Annotated in this window: 20 protein-coding genes and 1 pseudogene; 12 read left to right on the forward strand and 9 right to left on the reverse strand. The window is 66.6% G+C overall.

Annotated features, from left to right (window positions below; all coding sequences use genetic code 11):
• Positions 1 to 257: 257 nt before the first annotated feature.
• The gene (locus tag AB4Z48_RS27045; RefSeq protein ID WP_441619661.1) at positions 258 to 620 is read left to right on the forward strand and encodes a hypothetical protein; all 363 of its coding nucleotides are present in this window, start codon (positions 258 to 260) and stop codon (positions 618 to 620) included.
• Positions 621 to 652: 32 nt separating this feature from the next.
• Here the strand turns inward: AB4Z48_RS27045 and AB4Z48_RS27050 are convergent, their stop codons facing one another.
• Both AB4Z48_RS27050 and AB4Z48_RS27055 read right to left on the reverse strand, forming a co-directional pair.
• Positions 653 to 1,498, reverse strand: a complete 846-nt coding sequence (locus AB4Z48_RS27050; protein ID WP_441619663.1) for a class II glutamine amidotransferase — start codon at positions 1,496 to 1,498, stop codon at positions 653 to 655.
• A gap of 312 nt (positions 1,499 to 1,810) precedes the next feature.
• Complete coding sequence (locus AB4Z48_RS27055) at positions 1,811 to 2,650, reverse strand: helix-turn-helix transcriptional regulator (RefSeq protein ID WP_441619665.1); 840 nt, start codon at positions 2,648 to 2,650, stop codon at positions 1,811 to 1,813.
• A gap of 237 nt (positions 2,651 to 2,887) precedes the next feature.
• Between AB4Z48_RS27055 and AB4Z48_RS27060 the strand changes: the two are divergent.
• The 9 genes and pseudogenes from AB4Z48_RS27060 (at position 2,888) to AB4Z48_RS27100 (ending at position 15,691) form a co-directional block, all read left to right on the forward strand.
• Positions 2,888 to 4,109: pseudogene (locus AB4Z48_RS27060) on the forward strand (aldehyde dehydrogenase family protein).
• Between the two features lie 181 nt (positions 4,110 to 4,290).
• The gene (locus AB4Z48_RS27065) at positions 4,291 to 5,325 is read left to right on the forward strand and encodes a quinone oxidoreductase family protein (protein WP_441619667.1); all 1,035 of its coding nucleotides are present in this window, start codon (positions 4,291 to 4,293) and stop codon (positions 5,323 to 5,325) included.
• 39 nt (positions 5,326 to 5,364) lie between these two features.
• The gene (locus AB4Z48_RS27070) at positions 5,365 to 5,835 is read left to right on the forward strand and encodes a RidA family protein (RefSeq protein WP_441619669.1); all 471 of its coding nucleotides are present in this window, start codon (positions 5,365 to 5,367) and stop codon (positions 5,833 to 5,835) included.
• Positions 5,836 to 5,862: 27 nt separating this feature from the next.
• Positions 5,863 to 6,813: a TIGR03571 family LLM class oxidoreductase gene (locus AB4Z48_RS27075; RefSeq protein ID WP_441619671.1), complete on the forward strand. Its 951-nt coding sequence runs from the start codon at positions 5,863 to 5,865 to the stop codon at positions 6,811 to 6,813.
• A gap of 585 nt (positions 6,814 to 7,398) precedes the next feature.
• Positions 7,399 to 9,048, forward strand: coding sequence for a GMC family oxidoreductase (locus tag AB4Z48_RS27080; protein ID WP_441619673.1), 1,650 nt, complete (start codon positions 7,399 to 7,401; stop codon positions 9,046 to 9,048).
• Positions 9,049 to 9,066: 18 nt separating this feature from the next.
• Positions 9,067 to 10,521 (forward strand): aldehyde dehydrogenase family protein, encoded by a 1,455-nt coding sequence (locus AB4Z48_RS27085; protein WP_441619675.1) that lies wholly within the window; start codon positions 9,067 to 9,069, stop codon positions 10,519 to 10,521.
• A gap of 22 nt (positions 10,522 to 10,543) precedes the next feature.
• Entirely contained in the window at positions 10,544 to 12,532 is a 1,989-nt protein-coding gene (locus AB4Z48_RS27090) for an alkyl/aryl-sulfatase (RefSeq protein WP_441619677.1), read from the forward strand.
• A gap of 97 nt (positions 12,533 to 12,629) precedes the next feature.
• Entirely contained in the window at positions 12,630 to 14,183 is a 1,554-nt protein-coding gene (locus tag AB4Z48_RS27095) for a class I adenylate-forming enzyme family protein (protein WP_441619679.1), read from the forward strand.
• A 164-nt stretch (positions 14,184 to 14,347) separates the two neighbouring features.
• The gene (locus AB4Z48_RS27100; RefSeq protein ID WP_441619681.1) at positions 14,348 to 15,691 is read left to right on the forward strand and encodes an amidohydrolase; all 1,344 of its coding nucleotides are present in this window, start codon (positions 14,348 to 14,350) and stop codon (positions 15,689 to 15,691) included.
• Between the two features lie 85 nt (positions 15,692 to 15,776).
• Here AB4Z48_RS27100 and AB4Z48_RS27105 read toward each other — a convergent pair whose 3' ends face one another.
• Complete coding sequence (locus tag AB4Z48_RS27105; RefSeq protein ID WP_441619683.1) at positions 15,777 to 15,947, reverse strand: tyrosine-type recombinase/integrase; 171 nt, start codon at positions 15,945 to 15,947, stop codon at positions 15,777 to 15,779.
• Between the two features lie 366 nt (positions 15,948 to 16,313).
• Here AB4Z48_RS27105 and AB4Z48_RS27110 point away from each other — a divergent pair, with 366 nt between their 5' ends.
• On the forward strand, positions 16,314 to 17,285 hold the full coding sequence (locus AB4Z48_RS27110) for a Bug family tripartite tricarboxylate transporter substrate binding protein (RefSeq protein ID WP_441619685.1): 972 nt from the start codon (positions 16,314 to 16,316) through the stop codon (positions 17,283 to 17,285).
• Between the two features lie 43 nt (positions 17,286 to 17,328).
• On the forward strand, positions 17,329 to 19,191 hold the full coding sequence (locus AB4Z48_RS27115; protein WP_441619687.1) for an alkyl/aryl-sulfatase: 1,863 nt from the start codon (positions 17,329 to 17,331) through the stop codon (positions 19,189 to 19,191).
• Between the two features lie 119 nt (positions 19,192 to 19,310).
• On the opposite strand, the gene AB4Z48_RS27120 is transcribed toward AB4Z48_RS27115, so the two are convergent.
• Genes AB4Z48_RS27120 through AB4Z48_RS27145 form a run of 6 tightly spaced genes read right to left on the reverse strand, consistent with a single transcriptional unit; the run spans position 19,311 to position 25,414 of the window.
• Positions 19,311 to 20,867 (reverse strand): acyl-CoA synthetase, encoded by a 1,557-nt coding sequence (locus AB4Z48_RS27120; RefSeq protein ID WP_441619689.1) that lies wholly within the window; start codon positions 20,865 to 20,867, stop codon positions 19,311 to 19,313.
• A gap of 38 nt (positions 20,868 to 20,905) precedes the next feature.
• The gene (locus AB4Z48_RS27125) at positions 20,906 to 21,355 is read right to left on the reverse strand and encodes a PaaI family thioesterase (protein WP_441619691.1); all 450 of its coding nucleotides are present in this window, start codon (positions 21,353 to 21,355) and stop codon (positions 20,906 to 20,908) included.
• On the reverse strand, positions 21,352 to 21,510 hold the full coding sequence (locus tag AB4Z48_RS27130; RefSeq protein WP_441619693.1) for a hypothetical protein: 159 nt from the start codon (positions 21,508 to 21,510) through the stop codon (positions 21,352 to 21,354). Before AB4Z48_RS27130 ends, AB4Z48_RS27125 begins: the two co-directional genes overlap by 4 nt.
• A complete protein-coding gene (locus AB4Z48_RS27135; protein WP_441619695.1) occupies positions 21,507 to 23,204 on the reverse strand; it encodes a long-chain fatty acid--CoA ligase in 1,698 nt (565 codons plus the stop codon). The genes AB4Z48_RS27130 and AB4Z48_RS27135 overlap by 4 nt, the downstream gene beginning before the upstream one ends.
• Positions 23,205 to 23,256: 52 nt before the next feature.
• Positions 23,257 to 24,489 carry an acyl-CoA dehydrogenase family protein gene (locus AB4Z48_RS27140; protein ID WP_441619697.1) on the reverse strand — a complete coding sequence of 411 codons (1,233 nt, stop codon included), beginning with the start codon at positions 24,487 to 24,489 and terminating at the stop codon, positions 23,257 to 23,259.
• 10 nt (positions 24,490 to 24,499) lie between these two features.
• Complete coding sequence (locus AB4Z48_RS27145; protein WP_441619699.1) at positions 24,500 to 25,414, reverse strand: SDR family oxidoreductase; 915 nt, start codon at positions 25,412 to 25,414, stop codon at positions 24,500 to 24,502.
• Between the last annotated feature and the right edge of the window lie 35 nt (positions 25,415 to 25,449).

Consider the following 25,449-nt stretch of genomic DNA (forward strand, 5'->3'; position numbering starts at 1 on the left):
AAAACTGACTCGATCCTCCCGAAGAAGAACCGAACATGTTTTACTGTGCGAGCAAAACTGACTCGATCCTCCCGAAGAAGAACCGAACATGTTTTACTGTGCGAGCACTTTATAACTTGTAAGCTCCAGTGCTTGCGCACCGGGCATCCGCTATCAAGCGCCCACACTTATCGGTTGTTTGTTTGTTAAAGAACTTGCCGCGATTCGCTTTGCTTACCGCGTCGCTGCTTTGTTTTCAGCAGCAGAGAAACGAGATTATGAATTACTTTCTACGTTTTATCAAAGGTTTTGCAAAACTTTTTTTTGCTCCGGTTCGCCGCGCCTATAGCAATAGCACCGCCAACCTCACCTTTGCCCCCGCAACCCTTGTCCCGTCTGCTTTGCAGCCGCGCTTCGTGTTGCGAAGGGACCGAATACTAAGGCGCGCGCAGTTGGCTGGCAAGACTTTTCTGAAAATTTCGACGAATCGCTCCGGGGACACCATGCGAATCGTCATCGCGAGCACCTTGCGGCGCTTTGGGCCGTGGCCGAGCATCCAGAACGGCACTCACGCGTCTATCCCAAATAGCTGCCAGCCCGGCAAGCAGTCCACCACCGCCTGCCCGCCCTTGTGGCGCTGAATCCCGCTCCCGATTCGCCTCCGACCGCCCCCTTACTTCGACTGGTTCGGCAGCCGCGGCAGGAAGCGGTTGTGCTCGATCTCACCGCCCCGGGCGACCAGGATGCTCGCCTCGGGAATCTCCTCCCACACCCCCTGCACATTGATCAGCGGCTCGGACAGCACCAGGAAGGCATCGTCGCCGGCGGCGATGACGCGCGGGTCATCCGGGTAGAGTGCGCGCAACTGCCGGAACGAGGTGCTGTGGAACAGCGAGCGCGAGTCTGCCTCGCTCGAATAGCGCACTGCCACGATCTGCCGGCCATCGGTCACGCAGACGGTCATATTGAGTGGATACTGCACGTCGTGGCGGTGGCCGACGTCCTCGATCAGCCCGGCCATCTGCTCCAGCGCGCTGCACGGGTCGCGCTCCAGGCCAAAGGTCAGGGCCAGGAAGAACATGACCTCGGAATCGGTCGATCCCTCGATCCAGCGGAACAGGTGCGGCGCCACGGCCATCATCAGGTCGCGCCGCACGAGGGGGTATTCGCGGATCAGGCCGTTATGCACGAACAGCCAGCGGCCGAAGCGGAACGGATGGCAGTTGGTCTCCTGCGTCGGCGTGCCGGTGGCCGCGCGCACGTGGGCGACGAACAGCGGCGCCCGCACGGCCCGCGCCGTCTCACGCAGGTTGGTGTCGCTCCAGGCCGGGTGCAGGCAGCGGTAGCGGAACGGCACCTCCGAGTGACGCCCGTACCAGCCGACACCGAACCCGTCGCCATTGGTAGTGGTTTGACCCAGCCGCGAATTCAGGCTCTGGTCGATCAGCGAGTGTTCCGGCTGGAACAGCACCGTTTCCAGCGGAACGGATTTGCCCGAGTAGGCCAGCCAGCGGCACATGATGCTCCTCCTAGACAAGTGAGGCCGGTGCCTTCCGGTCCACCTTCCAGTTATAGGAGCATTCGTACTATTCGTGCCAGATCCGGCGGTTCGGTTGCGGCTACTCTCTTTGCCGGAACATTGATCAAATCCTCGGAGGCCGTTGGCTATCTGTCCCCGCCCGGCTTGTCCACAGGCTTATCCGGTCATGCGGTGGACAAATGATGGACAAATGGTGGACAAATCTCGCTGCGGTGCTGGTGCCCCATCAGGCCACCCGGCTTGCAAGGGGTATCCAGTGTCTCAAGGTCCGGACAGGGACCATCCTGTCGCTCAGTTGGCATGCTGCGGGAAAATCCCGGCAAGCACGCGGATCAGGCGGGACGTCGAGGAAACGCCAAGCTTCTGCCGGATACTGCGCAGGTGATGATCGACGGTGGAATGCGAGCGCTCCAGCTCGCGGGCGATTTCCTTGTAGCTGAGGCCGCGCGCAACCAGGCGCGCGACGCGGGCCTCCGACGCAGTCAGCTGGCTGGCGTCGGCAGGCGGTGCCGCGCCCTCCCCGCACGCCGCGTCGCGCTGCGCAGCCAGCTGGCGCGCGGCATGGAGAATGGGGCCGAGAATGTCGGCCGCCACGCTCTTGAGCTGCAGCGCGTCCTGCTCCGACCAGTTGCGTACCCGGTCGAGCTGGTCCAGGCAGATCAGGCCAACCGGTCTGGACTGGTGGCGCACGCATGTCGCGAGCTTGGACGCGGTGTGCGCATGGGTCAGGACCCGGCGCAGCGACCGGCTCAGCCGCGCATCGCTGTCGACTTCCCGGAAGGCGATCGGCTCGCCAGTGAGCCATAGCGAAGCGACGCCCGCTTCGTGGGTATCGATGGGCGTGCCGGCCATCTGCGGCACATCGTCGGACGCGAGCGCCTGCGCCGAGGGGATGTAGTAGCGCTGCCCGGGCGTGTGGAAGCCTGCGTCGACCCGATCCACGGCAAAGCTCGCCCGCAGCCATCGCGCGGCCACGCGCCAGCAAGCTTGCGCGTCATCGAGGTTCAGCAGCATCTCGGCAGCCAGTTCACGACTGCCCGGCCTGGCCGGGGCACGGCCGCTTGCCAGCAGCGTATCGCGCAGCTCCCGTTGTGCGCACAGCAGCACTGCTTCATAGCTTTGCGTGATCATGTCGCCTCCTTTGCGCGCCGTTCTCGCCCTACGCGCGATCAGCCGGCCACGTAACGCGACCGATCTTATAACCGACCGTGCGGTCGGTCAATTATCCGATCTCCGCTGGCCGGCGGAACAGCACTGCGAATCTTCGCAATGGCCGGACTGCGGCGACCTTGGGAGACTGCCGGCTCGCCCTCGATCCCGCGGGCAGACAGCCGCCAGACATTGCGGCTGGCCAACAGGAGACAAAAGATGATCCCGATGCTTCGGCACTTCATTGACGGGCAGGCCGTGGCCGCCTCCAGCGGTCTTACCCTCGACGTCACCAGCCCGGTGACGGAGAGCGTCATCGCTACCATGGCCGCCGGCACGCGCGAGGATGTGGACCGTGCGGTACAGGCTGCGCGCGCTCAGCTGGACGGCGGAATCTGGTCGCGCATGTCCGGCACGGAACGTGGCCGGTTGATCGGCAAGCTTGCAGACCTGTGCGAACGCGACGCGGCGCAACTCCTGCTGGAAGATCGGGCCGGCGCTGGCCGCCGGCTGCACCCTGGTGCTGAAGCCGGCCGAGGAGACGCCGCAGTCCGCGTTGCATCTTGCGGCGCTGTGCAAGGAAGCCGGGTTCCCTGACGGCGTGCTGAACGTCGTGACCGGCGCTGGCGAGGTCGTGGGCCGCGCGTTGTGCGAGCACCCCGGCGTGGACAAGATCACCTTCACCGGCAGCCCCGAGGTCGGGCGCGAGATCCAGCGCATTGCCGGGCCGCTGTTCAAGCGCGTATCACTGGAACTCGGCGGCAAGAGCCCGCAGATCGTGTTCGAGGATGCGCCGCTGGAAGCCGCTGTGAAAGGCTGCGCGATGGGCCTGTTCTTCAACCAAGGACAGGTTTGCGCCGCTGGCTCGCGCATCCTGGTGCACCGCAGCCTTGCCGATTCGTTTGCCACGGCGCTGGCGGAGGTGGCGGCATCGATCGCGGTCGGCGATCCTGCGGCGGAAGGCGTGCAGATGGGTGCCGTGGCCAAGCGCGAGCAATTCGAGCGCATCAACGCCTATATCGCGGAGGGCATCAGGGAAGGCGCTCAGTTGCTGGCTGGTGGCGTCGCGCCGCACACGCGCGGCTGGTTCGCCAGGCCGACCATCTTTGCGAAGGCGCGCAACAGCATGCGCATCGCGCAGGAGGAAATCTTCGGTCCCGTCGGAGTCGTGATTGCCTTCGATTCCGAAGACGAGGCGATCGCACTGGCCAACGATACGCGCTACGGGCTTGCCGCCACCGTCTGGACCAGCAACCTGGCACGGGCCCATCGCGTCGCGCATGCGGTCAAGGCGGGCGCCATCGGCATCAATTGCTGGGCACCGATCGATGCGCGGCTGCCTTGGGGCGGCATGAAGACCAGCGGCATCGGGCGCGAATGCGGGTTGTCCGGCGTGCTGGCCTACACCGAAGAAAAGGCCATCACGGTGCTGCTCGCGTAAGCGTGGGACGAGGCCTTGCTACGCCGCGGCGTGGTGCGCTCCGGGCCAGGTTCTGGTCAAGCTCGTCCACCGTCGCGGCATTGTCCCTGGCCCCGGTCGTAGAGCACAGGGCAAAGACACAGGACAAAGACACCAGGTGCCTCGAACCGAGGCACCGATTCACTGATATTGGAGTTCCAAGATGCAAGCAGCAGTCATCCGGTCCTTTGGCGGACCCGAGCAGATTCAACTGGAAGACATGGCTACCCCGACGCCCGGCCCGGGCGAAGTGCTGGTCAAGGTACTGGCCGTCGGCGTGAACCGGCTGGATCACTATGTGCGCCTCGGGCAGATCGCCCCGGCGCTGCCGTTCCCCCACATCCTGGGATCCGACGCAGTCGGGGAAGTGGCCGGGCTTGGCGAGGGCGTAACCCGCTTCGCGCCCGGCGATCGCGTGATCTCCATGCCAGGCTACCCGACCGCTGCGGCCGAGGCCGGCATCCGCCCGGTGACCGCGGCGGCCAGCTACGCGATCCCCGGCATCCAGATCCCGGGCACCTATGCCCAGTACATCGTCGTGCCCGAGGCCTGGCTGCTGCGCGACACCACCGGCCTGCCGGTCGAGCAGGTTGCGGCACTGCCGGTGGCGCTGCTGATCGCCATCCGCTCGGTGCAGATCGTCGGCGAAGTCACCGAAGGCGACATGGTGCTGATTCATGCCGGCGCGTCGAGCACCGGCATGATGGCCATCCAGGTAGCCCGTGCCCTCGGCGCGCGCGTGGCCACCACCGTGCAGGACAACGCCTCTGCCGCGCTCGCAAAAGACCTCGGCGCCGAACTGGTCATCAATGCCAGGGAAGAGGATTTCGTTGAAGCACTGCACGCCTGGACCGATGGCCGCGGCGTCGATGTCGCGATCGACAACCTGGGTGGCGACATCCTGCCCCGCACGATTGCCGCGGTGAAGCCCCTCGGCATCATCGTGGCCATGGGCTTCATGGCCGGCACGGATGTCACCTTCGATATCCGCGACTTCTTCTTCGCGCAGAAGCAGTTGCGCGGCACGCTGGTGGGCGACATCGAGGACTTTGACGCCTGGCTCGCCCCGATCCGGGAGGGCAAGATCAAGCCGCAGGTTGACAGCGTGCTGCCCTTGTCGCAGGCTGCCGAGGCACACCGGCGCATCGCCGGCCAACACGCCCGGGGCAGCATTGTGCTCCTGCCTTGGGTGGCATGATGCCTTGCCGGCGTCATGCAATAACGCGGGAGCCCAACCATGGCTGACGACGTGATGGAGCGCCTGGCGGCGCTTGGCCTTGCCTTGCCCGAACCGATGCAGCCGCTGGGCGCCTACCTGCCGGTGGTGGAGGCGGGTGCGATGCTGTTCGTATCGATGCAGGGCCCGATGGTCGCCGGCCAGCCGAAACTGGTCGGCCTGGTCGGTGGCGAGCTGACGGTCGAGGAAGGCCGGCTCGCCGCCAGGCTGGCCACCCTCAATGCCCTTTCCCAGATGCATCGCTACCTGGGGGGATTCGGACGTGTCAGGCAGATCGTGCGCGTGGAAGGCTATGTCGCGTGCACCGACGATTTCGAGCGCCATCCGTATGTGCTCGACGGCGCCTCGGAATTGCTGGCGGCGGTATTCGCCGGCCGGGCCGGCCATGCGCGTTCCTTGTGCGGGGTGCGCAACCTGCCGGGCCGGCTGCCCGTGGCGGTCGCCGTCACCGCCGAGCTGAAGGCGCCGTGAAGCGCTGCGCGAAAGGAGGAATGCGCGATGGACAACAAGCACGCAGGCACGTTCGGGCGGGTCTTCAGTGACCGGCAACTCTCCGTGGGCCTGTCACTGCCGATGCTCCGGGCCGGGCAAACCGTGGCGGACTTCAGCGAGCAGCTTGGGCTGGCCCGCCTGGCCGACACGCTCGGATTTCGTGTGCTCTGGATCCGCGACGTGCCGCTCAACAGTGCCGACTATCCGGATCCAGTCGGCCACCTCGATCCCTGGGTCTTCCTCGGCGCGCTGGCTGCGCGGACCGAACAGATCGCCCTGGCCAGCGGCGCCATCGTCCTGACACTGCGGCATCCGCTGCATATTGCCAAGGGTGCCATCTCGACCAATGCACTGTCGCAGAATCGCTTCATGCTCGGCCTGGGCTCCGGCGACCGGCCACCGGAGTACGCCGCGTTCGGCAAGGACACCGAGCAACGCAGGGAACTGTTCCGGCGCAACTGGGAGACCGTCGCGGCGGCGGTCAACCTGCCCTCACGAGTCGCGCCTGACCACGCAGGTCCCGATTCGCCGGCGTTCTTCCTGTTGCCGGCGTCGCCAGCCGCCATCCCGCTGCTGGCCGTTGGCTCAGGCGGCCAGAGCGTCGACTGGATCGCACGGAAYGCCTGCGGCTGGATGACCTATCACCGCGAGCCGCAGGACCAGCACGCCAGGCACCGGATGTGGCGCACCGCGGTCGAGCGCGCCGTGCCCGGTGCGTTCCGAGGCTTTGGTGTGGCCATGCGACTGGACCTGGATGCCAACCCGGACGCGCCCGCAACGCCCATTCCACTGGGCTACCACGTCGGGCGGCGCGGCCTGGTCGACGTGCTGCGGGACATGCGTGAAAGCGGGACACATCATGTATCGCTGAACTTACCGGCCTCGGGGCGCCCGCCGCGCGAGGTGATCGAAGAAATCGCCGCGGAAGTCCTGCCGGCGTTCCACGCAGTCAGTTGATGAGCAGCGCGGCACCGGCAATGTCGAAAGCTTGTGCCTGCGCTCCATCGCCCTCCAGCGCTGCCTCCAGCGCCGTTTCCGGGATCAGGTTCCGCCCTCGCGCCTGAAGCAACGCCACAGAGATTGGCGCAGCCGGTCAATTCGTAATGTGGCTCGCTGACGATATTCCAGCACCCTTGTCGCGACATTGCCCCGTTCGGCGCATTACACAATTCCCCCCCCAAGCCCGGTGGGTATCGCCCCTATCTCGAATGCTTCAATCCGTCTGTGACGCCGGGGGCAAGAGACACGTATCCGGCTAGTCGCACTTACTGTGCGAATTCTGGCGTTGGCGGCCGGGGAAGCCGATCGCAGCAAGAATTCGCGCGCCCGCTTCTTACGCGAAACGGGATCTTCCAGTGGGCGACCTCCCTGCTGCCGTGTCTATCCGAGGCAGGTGGAAGTGCGCAACCAGGACCGGCGCGGCATCTAGGCTGCCGTTCCATGACACGCCACTGGATGGTCGAGCGTATGAAGGCATCCGCATGCCAGGTCAGTGAAGGGCTGCGGAGCCTGGACATCTCACGAGGACAAGGAATGCACCTGATGGAAAGTCAGTTTGACTACATCGTGATTGGCGGCGGATCGGCCGGCTGTGCCGTGGCGGGCCGTCTGGCCGACGCAGGCAGCGGAAGAGTCGCGCTGCTCGAATCAGGGCCGCACGACAAAAGTGCACTGGTCACGACGCCGGTGGCGGCGGCCGTTACCGTCACTCGTCGCAGCCAGCGCAACTACCTTTACCGCTCCGAGCGCGAGGCCGGACTCAACGGGCGCCGCAGCTTCCAGCCGCGCGGCCGGGGCCTGGGTGGGAGCTCGTCGATCAACGGCATGATCTACATCCGCGGCACGCCTGGCGACTACGACCGCTGGGCGGCGCTCGGCTGCGACGGGTGGGCGTGGCAGGACGTGCTGCCGTACTTCCGGCGCGCCGAATGCAATGAGCGCCTGGCGGGCCGCGACGACGACGCGCTGCACGGCGGCCATGGTCCGCTCCATGTCAGCGACGTGCGCTCGCCCACGCCGTTCTCGCACCTGTTTATCGAGGCCGCGCAGGCGGCCGGCTACCCGCGCAACGACGACTTCAACGGTCCGCGCCAGGAAGGCGCGGGCATGTTCCAGGTCACCCAGCGCAACGGTGAACGGTGGAATGCCGCCCGCGCCTACCTGCACGGCAGCCGGGGCGGCAAGGGCGACCTGTCCGGCGGACGCGGCAACCTGCATGTGCTGACGGATACGCAGGTGCTGCGCATCGTGTTCGACGGCAAGCGCGCCGCCGGCGTGGCCGTGATGCGCGATGGCCGGGAGCAGGTGCTGCGGGCCCGGCGCGAGATCATCCTGAGCGCCGGGGCATATGGCTCGCCGCAACTGCTGATGCTCTCCGGCATCGGGCCGGCCGGCCATCTGCGCGAGCATGGCATCGCCGTCATCCACGACGCGCCCGAAGTGGGCCGCAACCTGCAGGAGCACGTCGACGCGCTGCTGTCGGCGCGGCTGACCACCGCCGACCTGTTCGGCATCTCGTTGCGCGGCGGCCTGCGCATGGCAATGGAACTGCGCCGCTACTACCGGCGCGTGCGCACCGGCATGTGGACCAGCAATCTCGTGGAGGCGGGTGCGTTCATCAAGTCGCAGCCGGAACTGGCCGATCCCGACCTTCAACTTCACTTTGCGCCGGCCATCGTCGACCGCAAGCATCCGTACGGCCATGGCTACTCGTGCCACGTCTGCGTGCTGCGCCCATACAGCCGGGGCGTGCTGCGCCTGAAGTCCGCCGATCCCGGCGAGGTGCCCGCCATCGACCTGAACATGCTGTCCGATGAACGCGACATGGATGTGCTGGTGAGAGGCGTGCGCATCGTCAAGCGCATCCTGGACCAGGCGCCGCTGTCCCGCTTCGGCGCGAAGCCGCTGCACCATGGCCACCTCGCGGCCGACGGCAGCGACGACGACGCCATCCGCGCCATGATCCGCCAGCAGGCTGATACGGCTTTCCACCCCGTGGGCACCTGCCGCATGGGCGGGGATGTTGCGTCCGTGGTGGATCCGGATTTGCGTGTGCGCGGGGTGGAGGGCCTGCGAGTGGCCGACGCCTCGATCATGCCGACGATCATCGGCGGCAACACCAATGCCCCCGCCATCATGATCGGCGAGAAGGCCGCCGACCTGATCCTCGGCCGTTCCGGCACGGCCGGCTGAGATCAAGGAGAAGACAGCATGCAAGACAATACCCCCACCTGCACCAGCGCGGGCATCGACGCCCGGATCGCCGCCATCGTCGCGTGCCAGCGGGCGGCGCATCTGGCAGCCGGACCGGCCAGTGCGGCGCAGCGCATCGACTGGCTGGACCGCGCGATCGGCCTGCTGGTGGATCACCAGCAGGAGATCGTAGAGACCATCGGCGCCGACTTCGGCCACCGCAGCCATGATTTCTCCCGCGTGACCGAGGTGCTTTCCCCGCTGAACGCGCTGAAGCACGCACGCGCGCAAGTGGAGCAATGGATGCAGCCGGAGCCGCGCCCGGTGCCGCGTGGCGAGGCTTGGGTGCAATACCAGCCGCGGGGCGTGGTGGGCGTCATGGGGCCGTGGAACTTCCCGATGGCCGCGTGTTTCATGGCCTTGCCCGGCATCCTCGCCGCGGGCAATCGCGCGGTGATCAAGCCATCGGAATTCACCCCGGCCACCGCGGAGCTGATGGCGCGGCTGATCCGCTCGGCCTACGACGAGCGCGAGGTCGCGGTGGTGACAGGCGGCCAGGACGTTGGTGAAGCTTTTACCCGCCAGCGTTTCGACCATCTCCTGTTCACCGGCGCGGGCTCCGTCGGGCGCAAGGTAATGGCCGCCGCGGCGCAGAATCTCGTGCCGGTCACGCTGGAACTCGGCGGCAAATCGCCGACCATCGTCTCGCAGTCGGCGGACCTGCGCGAGGCCGCGGCCCGCATCATGGCCGGCAAGCTGTGCAACGCAGGCCAGATCTGCCTGGCGCCCGACTACGTATTCGTGCCGAAAGCGAGCGTGGAAGCCTTCATCGACGCGGCCCGCGACACCGTGGCGCGGTGCTATCCCACGCTTCGCGACAACCCCGACTACACGGCCATCGTCAACGAGCGGCACCTGCGGCGCCTGCAGGGCTACCTGGCCGACGCGGCCCGTCATGGCGCCCGCGTCGTCGAGCTGAGCCCGGCGAACGAGTCCTTTGATGACGCAGGCACGGTGTGCCGCATGGCCCCGGCGCTGGTCATCGACCCGACCGACGACATGGCCATCATGCAGGACGAGATCTTCGGGCCGCTGTTGCCGGTGAAGCCCTACGACTCCATCGACGAGGTGCTTGCGTACATCGAGGCGCATCCGCATCCGCTCGGCCTGTACTACTTCGGCACCGACCCCACGGAAGAAGCGCGCGTCCTCGACGCGCACCACGTCGGGCGGCGTGACGCTCAACGGCGTGCTCGCTCACGGCGGCGTCGAGGATTTGCCGTTCGGCGGCGTCGGCCCAAGCGGCATGGGCGTCTACCACGGCCGGGACGGGTTCCGCACGTTCAGCCACGCGCGAGCCGTCTATCGCTGCCCGCCAAAGGCCTTGGATCCGTTGCCCCCGCCGTACACCGAGCAGGGGCGGCAGTTCATCGCGTCGCTGATCCGGCGGTGAACGCCCCGCCTGCCGCATAGAGAAGACTTACTGGAGGGATGTATGAATCGCTTTTCAACCGCGCGTTGCCGTCTGGCCGTGATGGCGTCGCTGATCGGCGCGACGCTGTTCCAGCCCGTGCTGGCCGCCAACCCGCAAGGCAGCCTGCCGCCGAGCACCATCACCGCCGCGAAGAACGCCGAGGCCGTGAAGGCCTTGCCGTTTACCGACCGCACCGATTTCGAGTCGGTCACGCGCGGCCTGGTGGCGCCATTCAAGGGCAAGATCCGCAATGCGGCCGGGCAGGTCGTGATCGACCTGGACTCCTACGCTTTCCTGGATACCGACAAGGTGTCCGACGCCATCAACCCTGCCCTGTGGCGGCTGGCCCAGTTGAACCGCAACGCCGGCCTGTTCGAGGTGGCGCCGCGCATCTACCAGGTCCGCGGCATTGACGCGGCCAATATGACGATCATCGAGGGCGACGAGGGCTTGTTCATCATCGACCCGCTGACCGTGACCGAGACGTCCCGCGCAGGGCTGGAACTGTACTACCAGCATCGCCCGCGCAAGCCGGTGGTGGCGGTGGCCTACAGCCACAGCCACGGCGACCACTTCGGCGGCGTGCGCGGCGTCGTGGACGAGGCTGACGTGCGTTCCGGCAAGGTGAAGATCTATGCCCCGGCCGGCTTCATGGAGGAAGCCATCAGCGAGGGAGTCCTGGCCGGAACCGCCATGATGCGCCGCGCGCAGTTCCAGTACGGCGTCCTGCTGCCGCACGGCGAACTCGGGCAGATCGACGGCGGGCTCGGCAAGGGCCTGCCGGTGCACGGCACGCAGACCCTGCTTGCGCCGACCGTGCTGATCCGGAACACGTTCGAGACGCACCGGATCGCTGGTGTCCAGGTCGAGTTCCAGCTCACGCCGGGCACGGAAGCGCCTGCCGAGATGAATTTCTTCTTCCCTGAGCTGCGGGCGTTGTGCATGTCGGAGAACACGACGCCGATGATGCACAACATTCTCACGCTGCGTGGCGCGCTGGTGCGCGACCCCAAGGCGTGGGCCACCTACATCGACGCGAGCCTGGAGCGCTACGGCGACAAGGTCGACGTGATGTTCGTGTCGCACAACTGGCCGACCTGGGGCGCCGACCGCATCCGCACGATGCTGGCCGACCAGCGTGACATGTATGCATACCTCAATAACGGCACGCTGAACCTGATCAACAAAGGCTACACACCGGCCGAGATCTCCGAGAAGATGGACAAGCTTCCGGGCGACCTCGACCGCAAGTGGTACACGCGCGGCTACTACGGCTCGCTCAGCCACAACTCGCGTGCCGTGTACCAGCGCTACCTCGGCTTCTACGACGGCAATCCGGCAAACCTCGACCCGTTGCCGCCAACCGATGCCGCCAGGCGCTATGTAGCCGCCATGGGCGGTGCTGACGCCGTGCTGCGCCTGATGCGCGGCGCGATGGACAAGGGGGATTACCGCTGGGCCGTGCAGCTCGGCAACCACGTCGTATTCGCCGATGCCGACAACAAGGCCGCGCGTGACCTGCAGGCGGCGGCGCTGGAGCAACTCGGCTACCAGACTGAAAATGCCACATGGCGCAACGCCTACCTGACGGCAGCCATGGAACTGCGCAACGGTGTCCCGAAGTACGACATGGGCGCCACCCGCCTCGACATGATCCAGGCGATGGAACCTGGCCTGTTCTTCGACTACCTTGCCGTGCGCATGAACGCCGGGAAGGCACAGGGCCACGACATGACGCTGAACTGGGTGTTCGAGGACAGCAAGCAGCCCTTCGCGCTGACGCTGCACAACGGCGTGCTGACATACCGGCGCGGCGAACTGAACCCGAACGCCGACGTCACCGTGCGCCTGGCCAAGGCCACGCTGGACGAGATCAACCTGCGTCGCCTGGACTTCCCGACCGCGGTCAGTAAGGGCCAGATCAAGCTCGAGGGTCAGGGCCAGAAGCTGGGCGAGTTCATCGGCATGCTCGATACCTTCGACACCCAATTCAATATCGTCACACCTTGAGCACGCCGTCCCGCCACGGCGGGCGAGCCCCCATCCAGACCATCAGCTGGCCCGCCCTACCCCGCGGCTGGGCCGGCGAAGCACAAAGGAGAACCCAATGCGCCTAGCAGACTACTTCGACGCCGCCGCCTCACGCTTCGCGGATGACCTCGCCTTCATCGACGGCGCCACGCACGTCACCTTTGCCCAGGCCAGGCGCTTCGTGCATGCCGTGGCCCATGGCCTGAACGCCGACAAGGCGCTGTCGCCCGGCGCGCATATCGCGATCTACGCGCCGAACGACTATCGCATCAGCCTGCTGCAGATCGCTGCCAACCGGGCCGACATGGCCTGGATCTCGGTGCACACGCGCAACGCGGTAGAGACCAACATCGCCGTGCTCGACTACGCCGACTGCGAGGCCATCCTGTTCCACAGCGCGTACGAAAACGCCGTGCTGGCGCTGAAGGCCGGCCTGCCACGGGTGCGCAAGTTCATCTGCATCGACCAACCCTCGGCGCATGGCGACTGCCTGCAGGACTGGCTCGACGCCTACCGTGAGCCGTTTCGCGCGCCGCCGGAGAATCCGGACCAGACCATGCTGCTGCAGCCCACCGGCGGCACTACCGGCCCGTCGAAAGGCGCGGAGCATACCCACCGCTCATACGAGATCGCCCTGATCAACGTCTACGAATCGCTGCAACTGGAGCGCGCCTCGCGCGTGCTGGCGGTGGCGCCGCTCACGCATGCGGCCGCCATCGTCACGCTGGCAGGGGCGATCCGGGGCGGCCGCACCGTGGTGTTGCCAGGCTTCGATCCAAAGACCGTGCTGGAGGTCATCCAGCGCGAGGGCATCACCCATATGTTCCTCCCGCCCACCGTCCTCTACGCCTTGCTGGCGGACCCGGCCATTGCCACCGCGGACCTGTCCTCGCTCCGATGCCTGCTGGTCGGTGGCGCGCCCATCGCCCCGGAGCGGATGCGCGAGGCGGTGGAGCGCTTCGGCCCGGTCGTGCACGAGGTTTACGGCCAGAGCGAATGCGGCATGCCGGTGATTTTCAAGCGGCCGCAGGACTACCTGCTGCCGAACGGCAGCTTCGACGACGCCGCGCTGCGCTCGGCCGGCAAGGGCACGCCGCTGGCGTGCGTCGAGATCATGGACGACGACGGCAACCTCCTCGGCCCCGGTGAAAAAGGGGAGATCGTGGTCCGCTCGACCATGGTCATGAAGGGCTACTACAAGATGCCGGAAGAAACCGCGCAGGTATCGACGTTCGGCTGGCATCACACGACCGACATCGGCATCCGCGACGAGCGCGGCTTCATCACCATCGTCGACCGCAGGAAGGACATGATCGTCAGTGGTGGCTTCAATGTCTTCCCGTCGGAAATCGAGGCCGTCATCCTCAACAACCCGGCCGTGCTCGATTGCGCGGTGATCGGGGTACCCGATCCCAAATGGGGCGAGGCGGTCAAGGCGATCGTGCAGGTCAAGCCCGGACACGAGGTCATGGCCGAAGAGCTGATGGCGCAGTGCAAGCAGGTGCTCGGCGGCGTCAAGGCGCCCAAGTCGGTTGAGTTCTGGACCGACCTGCCGCGCAGCGCGGTTGGCAAGGTGCTCAAGCGCCAGATTCGCGACAAGTTCTGGGAGGGGCATTGGCGCGCCGTGTGAAGGCATGCGGCATGTGGCCCTGACGTAAGGGCAATCCCCAGCCACCCATTCCGGGGGGCGAATCCGCCACAGCGATCAGCTAGCCTAGTGCTCCAGGCACTAACGTGACGCCGGTGTTTGCCGATCGCCGCGCTCCCGCTACCAAGATCAACGGAGACGTTTGCATGACCTTTTCTTCCCGGATATCGCAGCTTGCCGGCGGTGTGTTGCTGAGTATGTTCGCCAGCACGGTTTGCGCCCAGGCCGAGATCGATGTGGCGAAGCTCAAGACCGCAATCGATGGCAACCTGGTGTCGGCCTACCCCGCGCTCGACGCCCTCTACATGGACCTGCACGCGCACCCCGAGCTCGGATTCCAGGAGACCCGCACCGCCGCGAGGCTGGCCAGCGAGATGCGCAGGCTCGGTTTCGACGTCACCGAGGGCATCGGCAAGACGGGCCTGGTGGCGATCTTCCGTAATGGCCCAGGGCCTACGGTGCTGGTGCGCACCGAACTCGACGCCTTGCCGATGGAGGAGAAGACGGGACTGCCCTACGCCAGCAAAGCAGTCACTGACTGGAAGGGCAAGCCCACGCCGGTCGCACACAGCTGCGGGCACGATGTGCACATGGCGGCTTGGGTGGGCACCGCGCAGACGCTGGTGTCGATGAAAGCGCAATGGCATGGCACCTTGATGTTCGTGGCGCAGCCGGCGGAAGAACTGGTTTCCGGGGCAAAGGCCATGCTCGAGGCCGGCCTGTTCACGCGCTTCGGCAAGCCTGATTACGCCTTTGCCCTTCACACGGCGCCCATGCCGGTGGGCTTCATCGGTTTCGATGCCGGCCCGCTCACTTCCAATTCGGATGACCTGGAAGTCCGCTTCAAAGGCCGCGGCGGGCATGGTTCCGCCCCGAACAGGACGATCGATCCTGTCATGATGGCATCACGCTTCGTGGTAGACCTGCAAAGCGTGATCAGCCGCGAGAAGGACCCGAAGGAATTCGGCGTGGTCACAGTCGGCGCTATCCAGGGCGGCACCGTAGGCAACATCATCCCCGACGACGTGGTCCTGCGCGGGACCATCCGGTCCTATAAACCCGAGGTGCGCGAGCAGATGCTGGCAGGCGTCAACCGGACCGCCAAGGCGGTGGCCGACATGGCTGGCGCCCCCGAGCCCGAGGTGCGCATTACTGAGGGCGGCAAGGCCGTCATCAACGATGCGCAACTGGTAACCCGTACCGAGGCCGTGTTGCGCAGCGCCTACGGCAAGGGCGTGACGCGCATGCCGGCGATCACTGGCAGCGAGGACTTTTCGGAGTTCGTCAATGCCGGCGTGCCGTCGATGTACTTCTTCATCGGCGCCTACGATCCGCAGCGCTACCACGCTTCGCGCAAGCCGGGGGAGACGGCGCTGCCCTCGAACCATTCCCCCTTCTTCGCTCCCGTGCCGGAGCCCACGATCAAGGCGGGCGTCGGCGCGATGAGCCTTGCTGTATTGTCTGCATTGGCGCAGGCCAAGACAAACTGAGGGGCTGTCGGCGTGCGGCTGCTGCGCGCCAGTAAGCAAGCTGTCGGCGGGCAGCACGGCTCGCGCACGGTGCTGGTCGCGATCTTCAAGAGCGCACCGTGGTGGCAAGGCTGCGATGGCCCATCAGCAACTGGATCGTGTGCACATCGGTGCCGCCCTCCGGCAGGTGCGTCGCGAAGGCATGCCGCAACGAATGCGGCGTAGCGGGTTTCTCGATGCCACTACGCTGACGCGCGAGCTGGCATGCCTCGGCCACTGCATGGCGGGTGAGGGGCCGCCCGGGGATATGGCTTTACCCAGGCCTCCGCCGTCGTACTCGAACGCCATCGCCAGCGCAACCGCTCCGGTCGGCACCTTCCCGCTGGAAACGACACGATAACGCTGCAGGTCAATGAAGTTGTGTGTCACCACCAGTTTGCGGTGCGTATTCAAATCAACTCTTCTGACTTGTGGTCTACGTGTTTTCGCAAAGATCGGCGCGGGCGTTTCGCGGTCGGTGTTGGGGAAATCCCCGCCCCCCAACCCCGGTGGGATGAACGCCAGGGGCCGGCCCTACGCTTCGGGAAGCGGTTGCCGCCACGCGGCAGCCATGCCAACCGAAACACAAGCGAGGAGCCACTTCGTGCGCATCAAGACACTTTCCGTAGTCCTGGCGCTGGCATTCAGCAGCGCCGGCTTCGCCCAGGAGTATCCCAGCCGTCCCATCACCTTCGTGGTCCCGGCGCCCGCGGGGGGCGCGCTCGACGCGGTGGCCCGCTCGTTCGCCAACGAGATGGGCAGGCAGATGGGTCAGAGCATCGTGGTGGAGAACAAGCCAGGTGGCGGTGGCATCCTGGCCTTGCAGAACGTAGCGCGTGCCACAGCTGACGGCTACACCGTGCTCATCTCCCACTCCGCACCGCTCATCAATACGCCCTACCTTTATGCCTCCGTGCCGTACAACGTCCGGCGCGACTTCGCCTTCGTGTCGGAGCTGTGCGTCGGCAATCTCGTGCTCGCCGCCTCCGCCGACGTCCCTGCGAACGACGTCAAGGGCCTGCTGGCATGGGCCGCCCGGCACAAGGGCAAGGTCAGCTACGGCTCGTACGGGCAAGGCACCTATGCCCATCTGGTCGGTGCCTACCTGAGCCGCAGCAGGCAGCTCGACATGGCGCACATCCCCTACAAGGGCGAATCGCCGATGGCACAGGACATCGCCGCCGGCGCGATCACCTGGGGCGTGGGGACACTGGTAGCGCTGCGGCCCTACATGGATTCCGGCAAGATCAAACCGCTTGCCGTGATGGGCAGCACGCGGGCCAAGGGCCTGCCCAATGTACCGACCATGACCGAGGCCGGTTTCCAGGATGCCGAACTCGCCCCGGCCGGATGGGTCGGCATGCTGGCGCCGGCAAAGACGCCCCCGGCCGTGTTGGCCCGTCTGGAAAAGGAAGCCCGCGCCGCCGCCCGCTCCCCGGCCATGAGGACCCGCCTGGAGACCTACTCGCTCGAACCGGTCGGCAACAGCGCCGTGGAATTCCGCCGCGACTTCGAAGCCAACGAGCCAGTCGTGGCTCAGCTTATCCAGTCCTCCGGCGCCAAGGCCGCCGACTGATTTTTCCTTGCTTTTTCCCCTTGTCACACTTCACGGCTTTCCCATGAACGCAACCTCTCAGGTCCAGCCGGTTCTGGACGATATCGACTTCGAGAACGCCCAGCGCGGCTTCATCGGTACCATTCCCGACGCGGAGATCCGCGACGCCCGGGGCCGGCTGGTCTGGTCGATGGCCGACTACGCCTTCCTCGATGATCCGCAGCCCGCACCCACCGTCCACCCCAACCTGTGGCGACAGGCACGCCTGAACATGGCCCACGGCCTGTTCAAGGTGACCGAGCGCGTCTACCAGGTGCGCGGCTTCGACGTCGCCAACGTCAGCTTCATCGAGGGTGACACTGGCGTGATCGTCATCGACCCGCTGACCGTCGCCGAGACCGCCGAGGCAGCAATTGCCCTGTACCGCAAGCACCGTGGCGACCGCCCGGTCAGCGCCCTCATCTACACGCACAGCCACGCCGACCACTACGGCGGCGCGCGCGGCGTGCTGGACGAAGCCGATGCCGTGGCCCGCAAGGTACCGATCATCGCACCGCAGGGCTTCATGTGGCATACCGTGTCGGAGAACGTACTGGCCGGCAATGCCATGATGCGGCGTGGCATGTTCCAGGGCGGGCTGTCTTTGCCCAAGCACGCCTGCGGCCAGGTCGACTGCGGCATCGGCAAGGGCATCCCGGTGGGCACCGGCACGCTGATCCCGCCGACCATGACCATCGAGCAGGAAGTCGAGACGCACGTCATCGACGGCGTCGAGATCATCTTCCACCTGGCGCTGGAAAGCGAGGCACCGTCGGAGATGTTCATGCACTTCCCCGGCCTGCGCGCGCTGAACACGGCCGAGATCGGCGTGCAGACCATGCACAACCTCTGCCCCCTGCGCGGCGCACAGGCGCGCGACGCCCGCGTCTGGTCACGCTACCTGGACGAAGCACTCGACCGCTACGCGCCGACCGCCGACGTGGTGTTCGCCCAGCACAACTGGCCCACCTGGGGCAACGAGCGCATTCGCCACTACCTGCGCCAGCAGCGGGACCTGTACAAGCACCTGCATGACCAGACCGTGCGCCTGATGAACCGCGGGATGACCGGCATCGAGGTGGCGGAGGTCATGAAGCTGCCCGATTCGCTCGCCAGCACGTGGGCCAACCGCGGCTTCTACGGCACCATCTCGCACAACGTGAAGGCCATCGTGCAGCGCTATCTCGGCTGGTACGACGGCAACCCCGCCCACCTGCACACGCTGCCGCCCGAGCAGTCCGGCCCGCGCTACGTGGCCTATATGGGCGGCGCCGAGGCACTGCTGGAAAAGGCCCGCGCCGACTTCGCGCGCGGCGAGTACCGCTGGGTGGCCGAGGTCAGCAACCACCTGGTCTTCGCCGACCCGGCCAACCAGGACGCCCGCGCCCTGTGCGCGGACGCGCTGGAGCAGCTCGGCTTCGCGGCCGAATCGTCGACCTGGCGCAATGCCTTCCTGCTGGGGGCGCAGGAACTGCGCAAGGGCGTGCCGAAGCTGCGCCGCAGGAATGTCAGCCGCGACCTGGTGTCGGTCCTGCCGCTAGAACTGCTGCTCGACTACTTTGCCGTGCGCCTGGATGGCGACCAGGCCAACGGCGAACAGATGGAGATCGAATGGCGCAACCCCGAGACGGGCGAATGCTGGGCCATGCGGCTGGAAAACGCCACCATGACCTACCTGCCCGGCGCGGCGCGTGGGGCATGCACGGCGAGCGTGTCACTGGGACGCGAGGCACTGGCCGCGCTGCAGGCCGGTGACGGCCTGCCTGCGATGTTCAGCCATCTCGTCGAGACGGGTGCCATCCAGGTCGAGGGGGATACGGCAAGCGTGGTGAAGCTGCTCGGGATGCTGGAGGACTTCGATCCGATGTTCAACGTGGTCGAACCCTGACGGTTTGCTCCCCCTCCCGTATTGCGACGTATTGCGGGAGGGGGAGCAAACGAGCAAACGCTGGGCCATCGTCATGCCCGGCTGAAAGAAAAACGGGCCGCTATCGCGGCCCGTTCCGTCTAGTTCACCGCCCGCGTTCGTCCTTCCCAGAACGGCGCCCGCAGATCCTTCTTCAACACCTTCCCCGCCCCCGACAACGGCAGCGCCATACGGAACTCCACGGTCTTGGGCACCTTGTACCCGGCGATGAACTCCCGGCAGTGCCGACGGACGTCATCCTCATCCACCGTCATGCCCGGTCGCATCACCACTACGGCATGGACCGCCTCGCCCCACTTCTCGTGCGGCACGCCGATCACGGCGCAGGCGGCGACCGCCGGATGCCTGGCGATGACATTCTCCACCTCGGCCGAATAGACATTCTCCCCACCGCTGACGATCATGTCCTTGATGCGATCGACGATGAAGAGATAGCCCTGCTCGTCCATATAGCCGCCGTCGCCGGTATGCAGCCAGCCATTGCGCAGCGCCTTGGCGGTCTCCTCCGGCTTGTTCCAGTAGCCGGCCATGATGTTCGGTCCGAACACAATGATCTCGCCGACCGTGCCGCGCGGCACCTCGTTGCCGGCCTCGTCGACGATCTTCACCAGCACGGCCGGGCCGCCACGGCCCACCGAGCGGAACAGGCCACTTTGGCGTCCAGCCTCACTGTGGTTGGCGGGCGGGTTCGACGAGACGCCCGGGCAGGCCTCGGTGAGGCCATACGACTGGCTCAGCTCGACGCCAGGCAAACGCGCCATGACCTCCTCCAGCAGCGCGGCGGAAATCGGCGAGGCGCCGTAGGTCAGCCGCCGTACCCGGGAGAAGTCGGTGATGGCAAAGTCCGGGTGCGACAGCGTCGCCTGGATCATGGTGGGCACGAGCGCGATCTCCGCGACGCCGTCCTCGCGGATCGCTCGCAGCACGTCGGCCGCGTCGAAGGACGGGATCACGGCGTGGGTCTCGCCGGCCAGCCATTGTACGATGGCGCGCCCCAGGCTCGCCACGTGGAAGAACGGCCCGGCGTGCAGCACGGCGGCATCGCGCACGGGCGGCGCTTCCGCCAGCCGTTGCATCCCGCTCGACCACAGGTTCAGGTGCGTCTGCATCACGCCCTTGGGAAAGCCCGTGGTGCCGCCGGTGTACATCACCGAAGCCAGGTCGGCCCCGCCCCGGCCGGCATCCGCCACCGGCTCGCTGGCCGCGATCAGGCCTTCGAACGACAGCATGCCGGCAGGCGCTTCGCCGTCGCCAGCGTGGATCACCACGCTGACGGAGCGCGACGCCGCGCGGATCGCATCCACCAGGTGCAGGTGATGGTCGTCGACGATCAGGATGCGTGTGTCGCAATCGTCGAGCGAATACGCCATCTCGGGCACGCTCCAGCGGATATTGACGGGGTTCACCACGCCGCCGCCCCACCACACCCCCATGAAGTACTCAAGATAGCGGTCGGAATTGAGCGCGAGCATGGCGACACGGTCGCCCGTCGCCATGCCGTGGGTACGCAGCCCGGAAGCCAGCCGCGCGACGCGTGCGGCCATCTCGCCATAGGTGCGGCGGCGGTCGTGGAAAATGGTTGCCGTGCGATCCGGTGTCAGTTGCACGGCGCGCTGAAGGCTGAGTGTGAGGTGCATTTCTTTTTTCCTGTTGCGAATCCTGCGGCCGGAAGGTGTCAGGCGACGGCCTTGCCCGCCCTCACCTTGACGAAGAAGGCCCCGCTGGCATGCAGCACGACGCGCTCGCCCACGCGCACATCGCAATCGGCATTGATGAGCTTGCGGCCATCCTTGAGGATCCGGACGTGCGCTTGCACCCAGTCCCCTGGCTGCACCGCGCCCACATAGTCGATGCTGAGGTGCACGGTCGGCGCGGCGGCCACGGCGAGGTCGCGCCGCACCACCGCGCCCAGCGCAACGTCCGCCACCGTGGCAAGAAAGCCACCATGCGCGATGCCGATCAGGTTCAGGTGCTCCCGGCCCACGCGGAAGCCCACGACGGGCTGGTCCGTGTGCATGTAGAACTGGCCGCAGGTATGGAGGAATCCGGCGGACGTGATCAGCGGCTCGAACCCGGCCGGAACGTCTTCCTGTGCGCCCTCCAGGGCCATGGAAGCGGATGTCATCGGAGCTTCCCTCCGTTCCGTGCCCACGCCGGCGGCACCGCGGGCCGGCCAAGGATCGTGTCGGCCGCCGTCTCCCCGCTCATCATCGAAGGCGCATCGGTATTGCCACCGGTCACGATGTCGTCGAATTGCGTCTCGGTCTCCATGGCGCTCATTTGCGCAGTTCCGCTTCTTGCAGCGTGCGCCATGCCAGCTTGCCGGTGGCGGTGCGGGGGATGGCCGGCACGATCTCGACGATGCGCGGCGCCTTGTACGTCGCCATATGCTCGCGGCACCAGGCCAGCAGGCTTTCGACCGTGGTGGTTTCCTGTCCGGCCTTGAGCACGATCACCGCTTTCACGGTCTCGCCGCGATGGCTGTCGCGGGCCGAGATCACGCAGGTTTCCTGGATGGCGGGGTGGCGATAGAGCATGGCCTCGACCTCTGCCGGCCAGACCTTGTAGCCGGCGGCGTTGATCATGCGTTTGAGTCGGTCGCGCATGAAGTAGTAGCCGTCCTCGTCCATGCTGGCGAGGTCGCCGGTACGGAAGAAGCGCTTGCCGTCGAGTTCGATGAAGGACTCGGCGTTGGCCTTGGGGCTGTTCCAGTAGCCATGCATGATCTGCGCACCGTGGACGACGATCTCGCCTACTTCGCCTTGCGGCACCGGCTGCAGGGTCTCCGGATCGATCACGTAGGCCTCCACCCCATAGGTGGGCACGCCGAGGCAGGACGGCTTGGGCCGGTGCATCGGGTTGGCGAACAGGAACGAAGCGGTCTCCGTCAGGCCGTAGCCTTCCAGGTACTGCAGGCCATAGCGCTCGCGCATCAGCGCGGCGGTATTCTCGGGCATGGCGGCGCCACCGCCCCCGACCACGCAGAGGCTGCTCAGGTCGCGCTTCTCGATGCCGGGCTGGCTGAAGAAATCCACCAGCATCGGCGGCAGCGCACCCCAGAACGTCACGCGGTGGCGTTCGATCAGATCGGCGGCAGTGCGAGCGTCCCAGCGCGGCAGCAGCACGATGGTGCCGCCCATGAAGATCGGGCCGTTGATGCCGTTCTGCAGACCAAGCAGGTGAAACATCGGCGCGACGGCCAGGTAGCATGCCTCGGTGCTCGTCTTGCGCCAGATCTGCGAGGCCGACACCGAACTCATCACCGTACGGTGGTCGTGCGTGCAGGCCTTCGGCGCGCCCGTGGTGCCCGACGTATAGGGCAGCATGCAGAGGTCGCTCTGCTTGCCCGTGTAGGGACGCGGCAGATGGCCTTCGGCCAGCGCCGGCAGCCAGCCCGTGGCGCCGGGCGGCAGGTTGCCGGCGGTGCTGCGCACGCGGACCCAGTCGGGAATGGCCAGGCCGGCGTCGTCATCGCCAAGCGCGTCGCCATAGGCGTGCACGATCACATGGCGCAGCGGCGTCTCGCCAAGCAGCGGGAGCAGTTGCGGCGCAATCTCCTGCGCGGAGAAGCAGGCCACCGCGCCGCTGTCGGTCGCGATATGCCGCAGTTCGTCTTCCAGCAGCATGGCGTTGACCGGCACCACGACCGCCTGCGCGCGCAGGATGGCAAAGTACGCGGCGATGAACTGCGGGCAGTTCTGGCTGAACAGCATCACGCGGTCCCCCGGCTGGATGCCGCAGGCTTGCTGCAGGTACCCCGCCATGCCTTCCACCTCGCGCAGCAGCGCGCCATAGGTGTGGGCGGCCCCGTAGAACTGGATCGCGGTCTTGCGCGGATAACGCCGGGCGGCGAACTCCAGGTTCTCGAAGACGGTGGTATCAGGGGTGTGGATGCGCACGGGCAGGCCGGCCTTCGCGTACCTGCGGTCGAGGTCGAGCGGGCCGGTCGGGCGTTCGATGATAGGGGAATGCATCACCAGGTCTCCTCCTGTATTTATGTGCGGATTTTGCGTACCGCCTATGCGTTCAGATTGCCGTATCGCCGCCGAGCAGTTGGCGGGCGATGGTACGGCGCTGGATTTCCGATGTGCCGTCCGGAATGCGCAGCGTGCGCGCGTGGCGGTAGCCCGCCTCCAGCCGCAGTTCGTTGGTCAGGCCCATGGCGCCGTGGATCTGGATGGCGCGGTCGAATACGCGCCCCACCATCTCCGTGGACGAGGCCTTGACCATCGACACCTCCTTGGTGGCCGGCTGGCCCTGGTCCACCAGCCAGGCGCAGTGGCGGATCATCGACTTTGTGGCATAGATGTCCATCGCGCATTCGGCGAGCATGAACTGCACGGCCTGATGCCCGCTGATCGGTGTGCCGAAGGTCTTGCGCACCTTAGCGTACTCCAGCGCCTGCGCCAGCGCCCACTGGGCGAGGCCCAGGCCGGAGGCTGCCATGCTCAGGCGGCCGGCGTTCACGCCATCGAGGGCCACCGACAGGCCCTGGTCGATGGGGCCGAGCCGGTGCGAATCCGGCACGCGCACGTTCTCCAGCGAGACAATGGCGATATCGCCGCCCAGGTGGCCCATGGTCGGGATCACGCTGGGCACCGAGAAGCCCGGCGTGCCGGTCGGCAGGAAGAAGCCGGTGATGCCGCCCTTATGGGCACGCGCCTTCGCCTCGTCGGTCACCGCGAAGACCATCGCGTAGTCGGCGTAGGGGGCGTTGGTGATCCACTGCTTGGTGCCGTTGAGCACCCAATGGTCGCCATCCCGCTCGGCGCGGGTGCGCATGCCGAACACGTCGGAGCCGGCATCCGGCTCGCTCAGCCCGAAGCACATGGTCTTCTCGCCGCTTGCCAGCTCGTCGCGCACCGACGCCAGCACGGCCGGGTCCAGGTGGCGCAGCACCGGTGACAACCCGTTGGTGAAAGGCGACGGCAGCACCACCGTCTGCACTAGCGGACGATCCGGGCCGCAGTGTGCATTGAGGCGCTCCTGCACATAGGCCGCCGCCTGCGCGCCCAGCCCGCCGCCACCGAGCGACTCAGGCGCGAGCGCGGTATAGAAGCCTGTTTCGGCCGAGCGCAGCCGCACGCGGCGGCGCAGCGCCAGCACTTCCGGGCTGAAGCGCCCGTCTTCCGTGTACAAGGTGCGCTCGCTGGACAGCAGCGCGCGATGTTCCTGTTCGAGAGGAACCACCTCGCGGTCGATGAACTTCAGCAGCGCATCGCCGAAGTCCACCCATTCGCCGGGAACCGTGAATTCCATTGTCGGCTCCTCAGACCGGATCCCAGGCGAACACGGCGCCCGAGACTTCCACCGGGAAGAACGACGGCGCCATCGCCGGCAGCAGGTGCGACGCCAGCGTCTGCGGCGTCCAGCCTTCGCTGCGCTGCATGGCGCGCACGGGGCGCGGCTGGCTCATCAGGAAGATCTCGTTGCGGCGCACGGTGAAGATCTGGCCGTTGACAGCCGACGCCGCATCGCTTGCCAGGAACACGGCCAGCGGCGCAATGTCCGCCGGCGACATGGTCTTGGCCTTGGCGATGCGCTCGACCTGGTCCGGCGTCTCGGGAATGGCGCCGGCCATGCGGCTCCAGGCGAACGGCGAGATGCAGTTCGAGCGCACGTTGTAGCGCGCCATGTCCAGCGCGATGGCCTTGGACAGCCCCGCCACGCCCATCTTGGCGGCGGCGTAGTTGGCCTGGCCGATGTTGCCGATCAGGCCCGAGGTAGACGTCATGTGGACGAAATTGCCGCTCTTCTGGTTGCGGTAATGCGTGGCGGCGGCGCGGCTCATATTGAAGCAGCCGTACAGGTGCACACGCAGCACGGCGTCGAACTCGTCCGGCGTCATCTGGTGGAAGATGCGGTCGCGCAGGATGCCGGCGTTGTTGACGACGGTATCGATGCGGCCGAAGTGGTCGACGGCAGCCTCGACGATGCGCGCCGCGCTGTCGGCCTCGGCCACGCTCTCGCGGCTGATGATGGCCTCGCCACCGTCGGCGCGGATCTGGCCCGCCACTTCCTCCGCCGGGTCTTCCTGGCTCGCGTCGCCGGTCACCGTCACGCCCACGTCGTTGACCACGACCTTCGCGCCGTTGCGGCCCATTGCCAGCGCGATCTCGCGCCCGATGCCACGGCCCGCGCCGGTGACGATCACGACCTTGCCTTCCATCATCTTGTCGTTCATGGTGTTTCCCTCTGTCTCTCTGTGTGCTGCAGGTA

It is taken from the genome of Cupriavidus sp. 2TAF22, assembly GCF_052115045.1.
Lineage (GTDB): Bacteria > Pseudomonadota > Gammaproteobacteria > Burkholderiales > Burkholderiaceae > Cupriavidus.

What these genes read in the sequence shown, in the direction of transcription:
- AB4Z48_RS27045 (WP_441619661.1), top strand. Translation starts at nt 258, where the DNA reads ATGAATTACTTTCTACGTTTTATCAAAGGTTTTGCAAAACTTTTTTTT.
- AB4Z48_RS27050 (WP_441619663.1), bottom strand. Translation starts at nt 1,498, where the DNA reads ATGTGCCGCTGGCTGGCCTACTCGGGCAAATCCGTTCCGCTGGAAACG.
- AB4Z48_RS27055 (WP_441619665.1), bottom strand. Translation starts at nt 2,650, where the DNA reads ATGATCACGCAAAGCTATGAAGCAGTGCTGCTGTGCGCACAACGGGAG.
- AB4Z48_RS27065 (WP_441619667.1), top strand. Translation starts at nt 4,291, where the DNA reads ATGCAAGCAGCAGTCATCCGGTCCTTTGGCGGACCCGAGCAGATTCAA.
- AB4Z48_RS27070 (WP_441619669.1), top strand. Translation starts at nt 5,365, where the DNA reads ATGGCTGACGACGTGATGGAGCGCCTGGCGGCGCTTGGCCTTGCCTTG.
- AB4Z48_RS27080 (WP_441619673.1), top strand. Translation starts at nt 7,399, where the DNA reads ATGGAAAGTCAGTTTGACTACATCGTGATTGGCGGCGGATCGGCCGGC.
- AB4Z48_RS27085 (WP_441619675.1), top strand. Translation starts at nt 9,067, where the DNA reads ATGCAAGACAATACCCCCACCTGCACCAGCGCGGGCATCGACGCCCGG.
- AB4Z48_RS27090 (WP_441619677.1), top strand. Translation starts at nt 10,544, where the DNA reads ATGAATCGCTTTTCAACCGCGCGTTGCCGTCTGGCCGTGATGGCGTCG.
- AB4Z48_RS27095 (WP_441619679.1), top strand. Translation starts at nt 12,630, where the DNA reads ATGCGCCTAGCAGACTACTTCGACGCCGCCGCCTCACGCTTCGCGGAT.
- AB4Z48_RS27100 (WP_441619681.1), top strand. Translation starts at nt 14,348, where the DNA reads ATGACCTTTTCTTCCCGGATATCGCAGCTTGCCGGCGGTGTGTTGCTG.
- AB4Z48_RS27115 (WP_441619687.1), top strand. Translation starts at nt 17,329, where the DNA reads ATGAACGCAACCTCTCAGGTCCAGCCGGTTCTGGACGATATCGACTTC.
- AB4Z48_RS27120 (WP_441619689.1), bottom strand. Translation starts at nt 20,867, where the DNA reads ATGCACCTCACACTCAGCCTTCAGCGCGCCGTGCAACTGACACCGGAT.
- AB4Z48_RS27125 (WP_441619691.1), bottom strand. Translation starts at nt 21,355, where the DNA reads ATGACATCCGCTTCCATGGCCCTGGAGGGCGCACAGGAAGACGTTCCG.
- AB4Z48_RS27130 (WP_441619693.1), bottom strand. Translation starts at nt 21,510, where the DNA reads ATGAGCGCCATGGAGACCGAGACGCAATTCGACGACATCGTGACCGGT.
- AB4Z48_RS27135 (WP_441619695.1), bottom strand. Translation starts at nt 23,204, where the DNA reads ATGCATTCCCCTATCATCGAACGCCCGACCGGCCCGCTCGACCTCGAC.
- AB4Z48_RS27140 (WP_441619697.1), bottom strand. Translation starts at nt 24,489, where the DNA reads ATGGAATTCACGGTTCCCGGCGAATGGGTGGACTTCGGCGATGCGCTG.
- AB4Z48_RS27145 (WP_441619699.1), bottom strand. Translation starts at nt 25,414, where the DNA reads ATGAACGACAAGATGATGGAAGGCAAGGTCGTGATCGTCACCGGCGCG.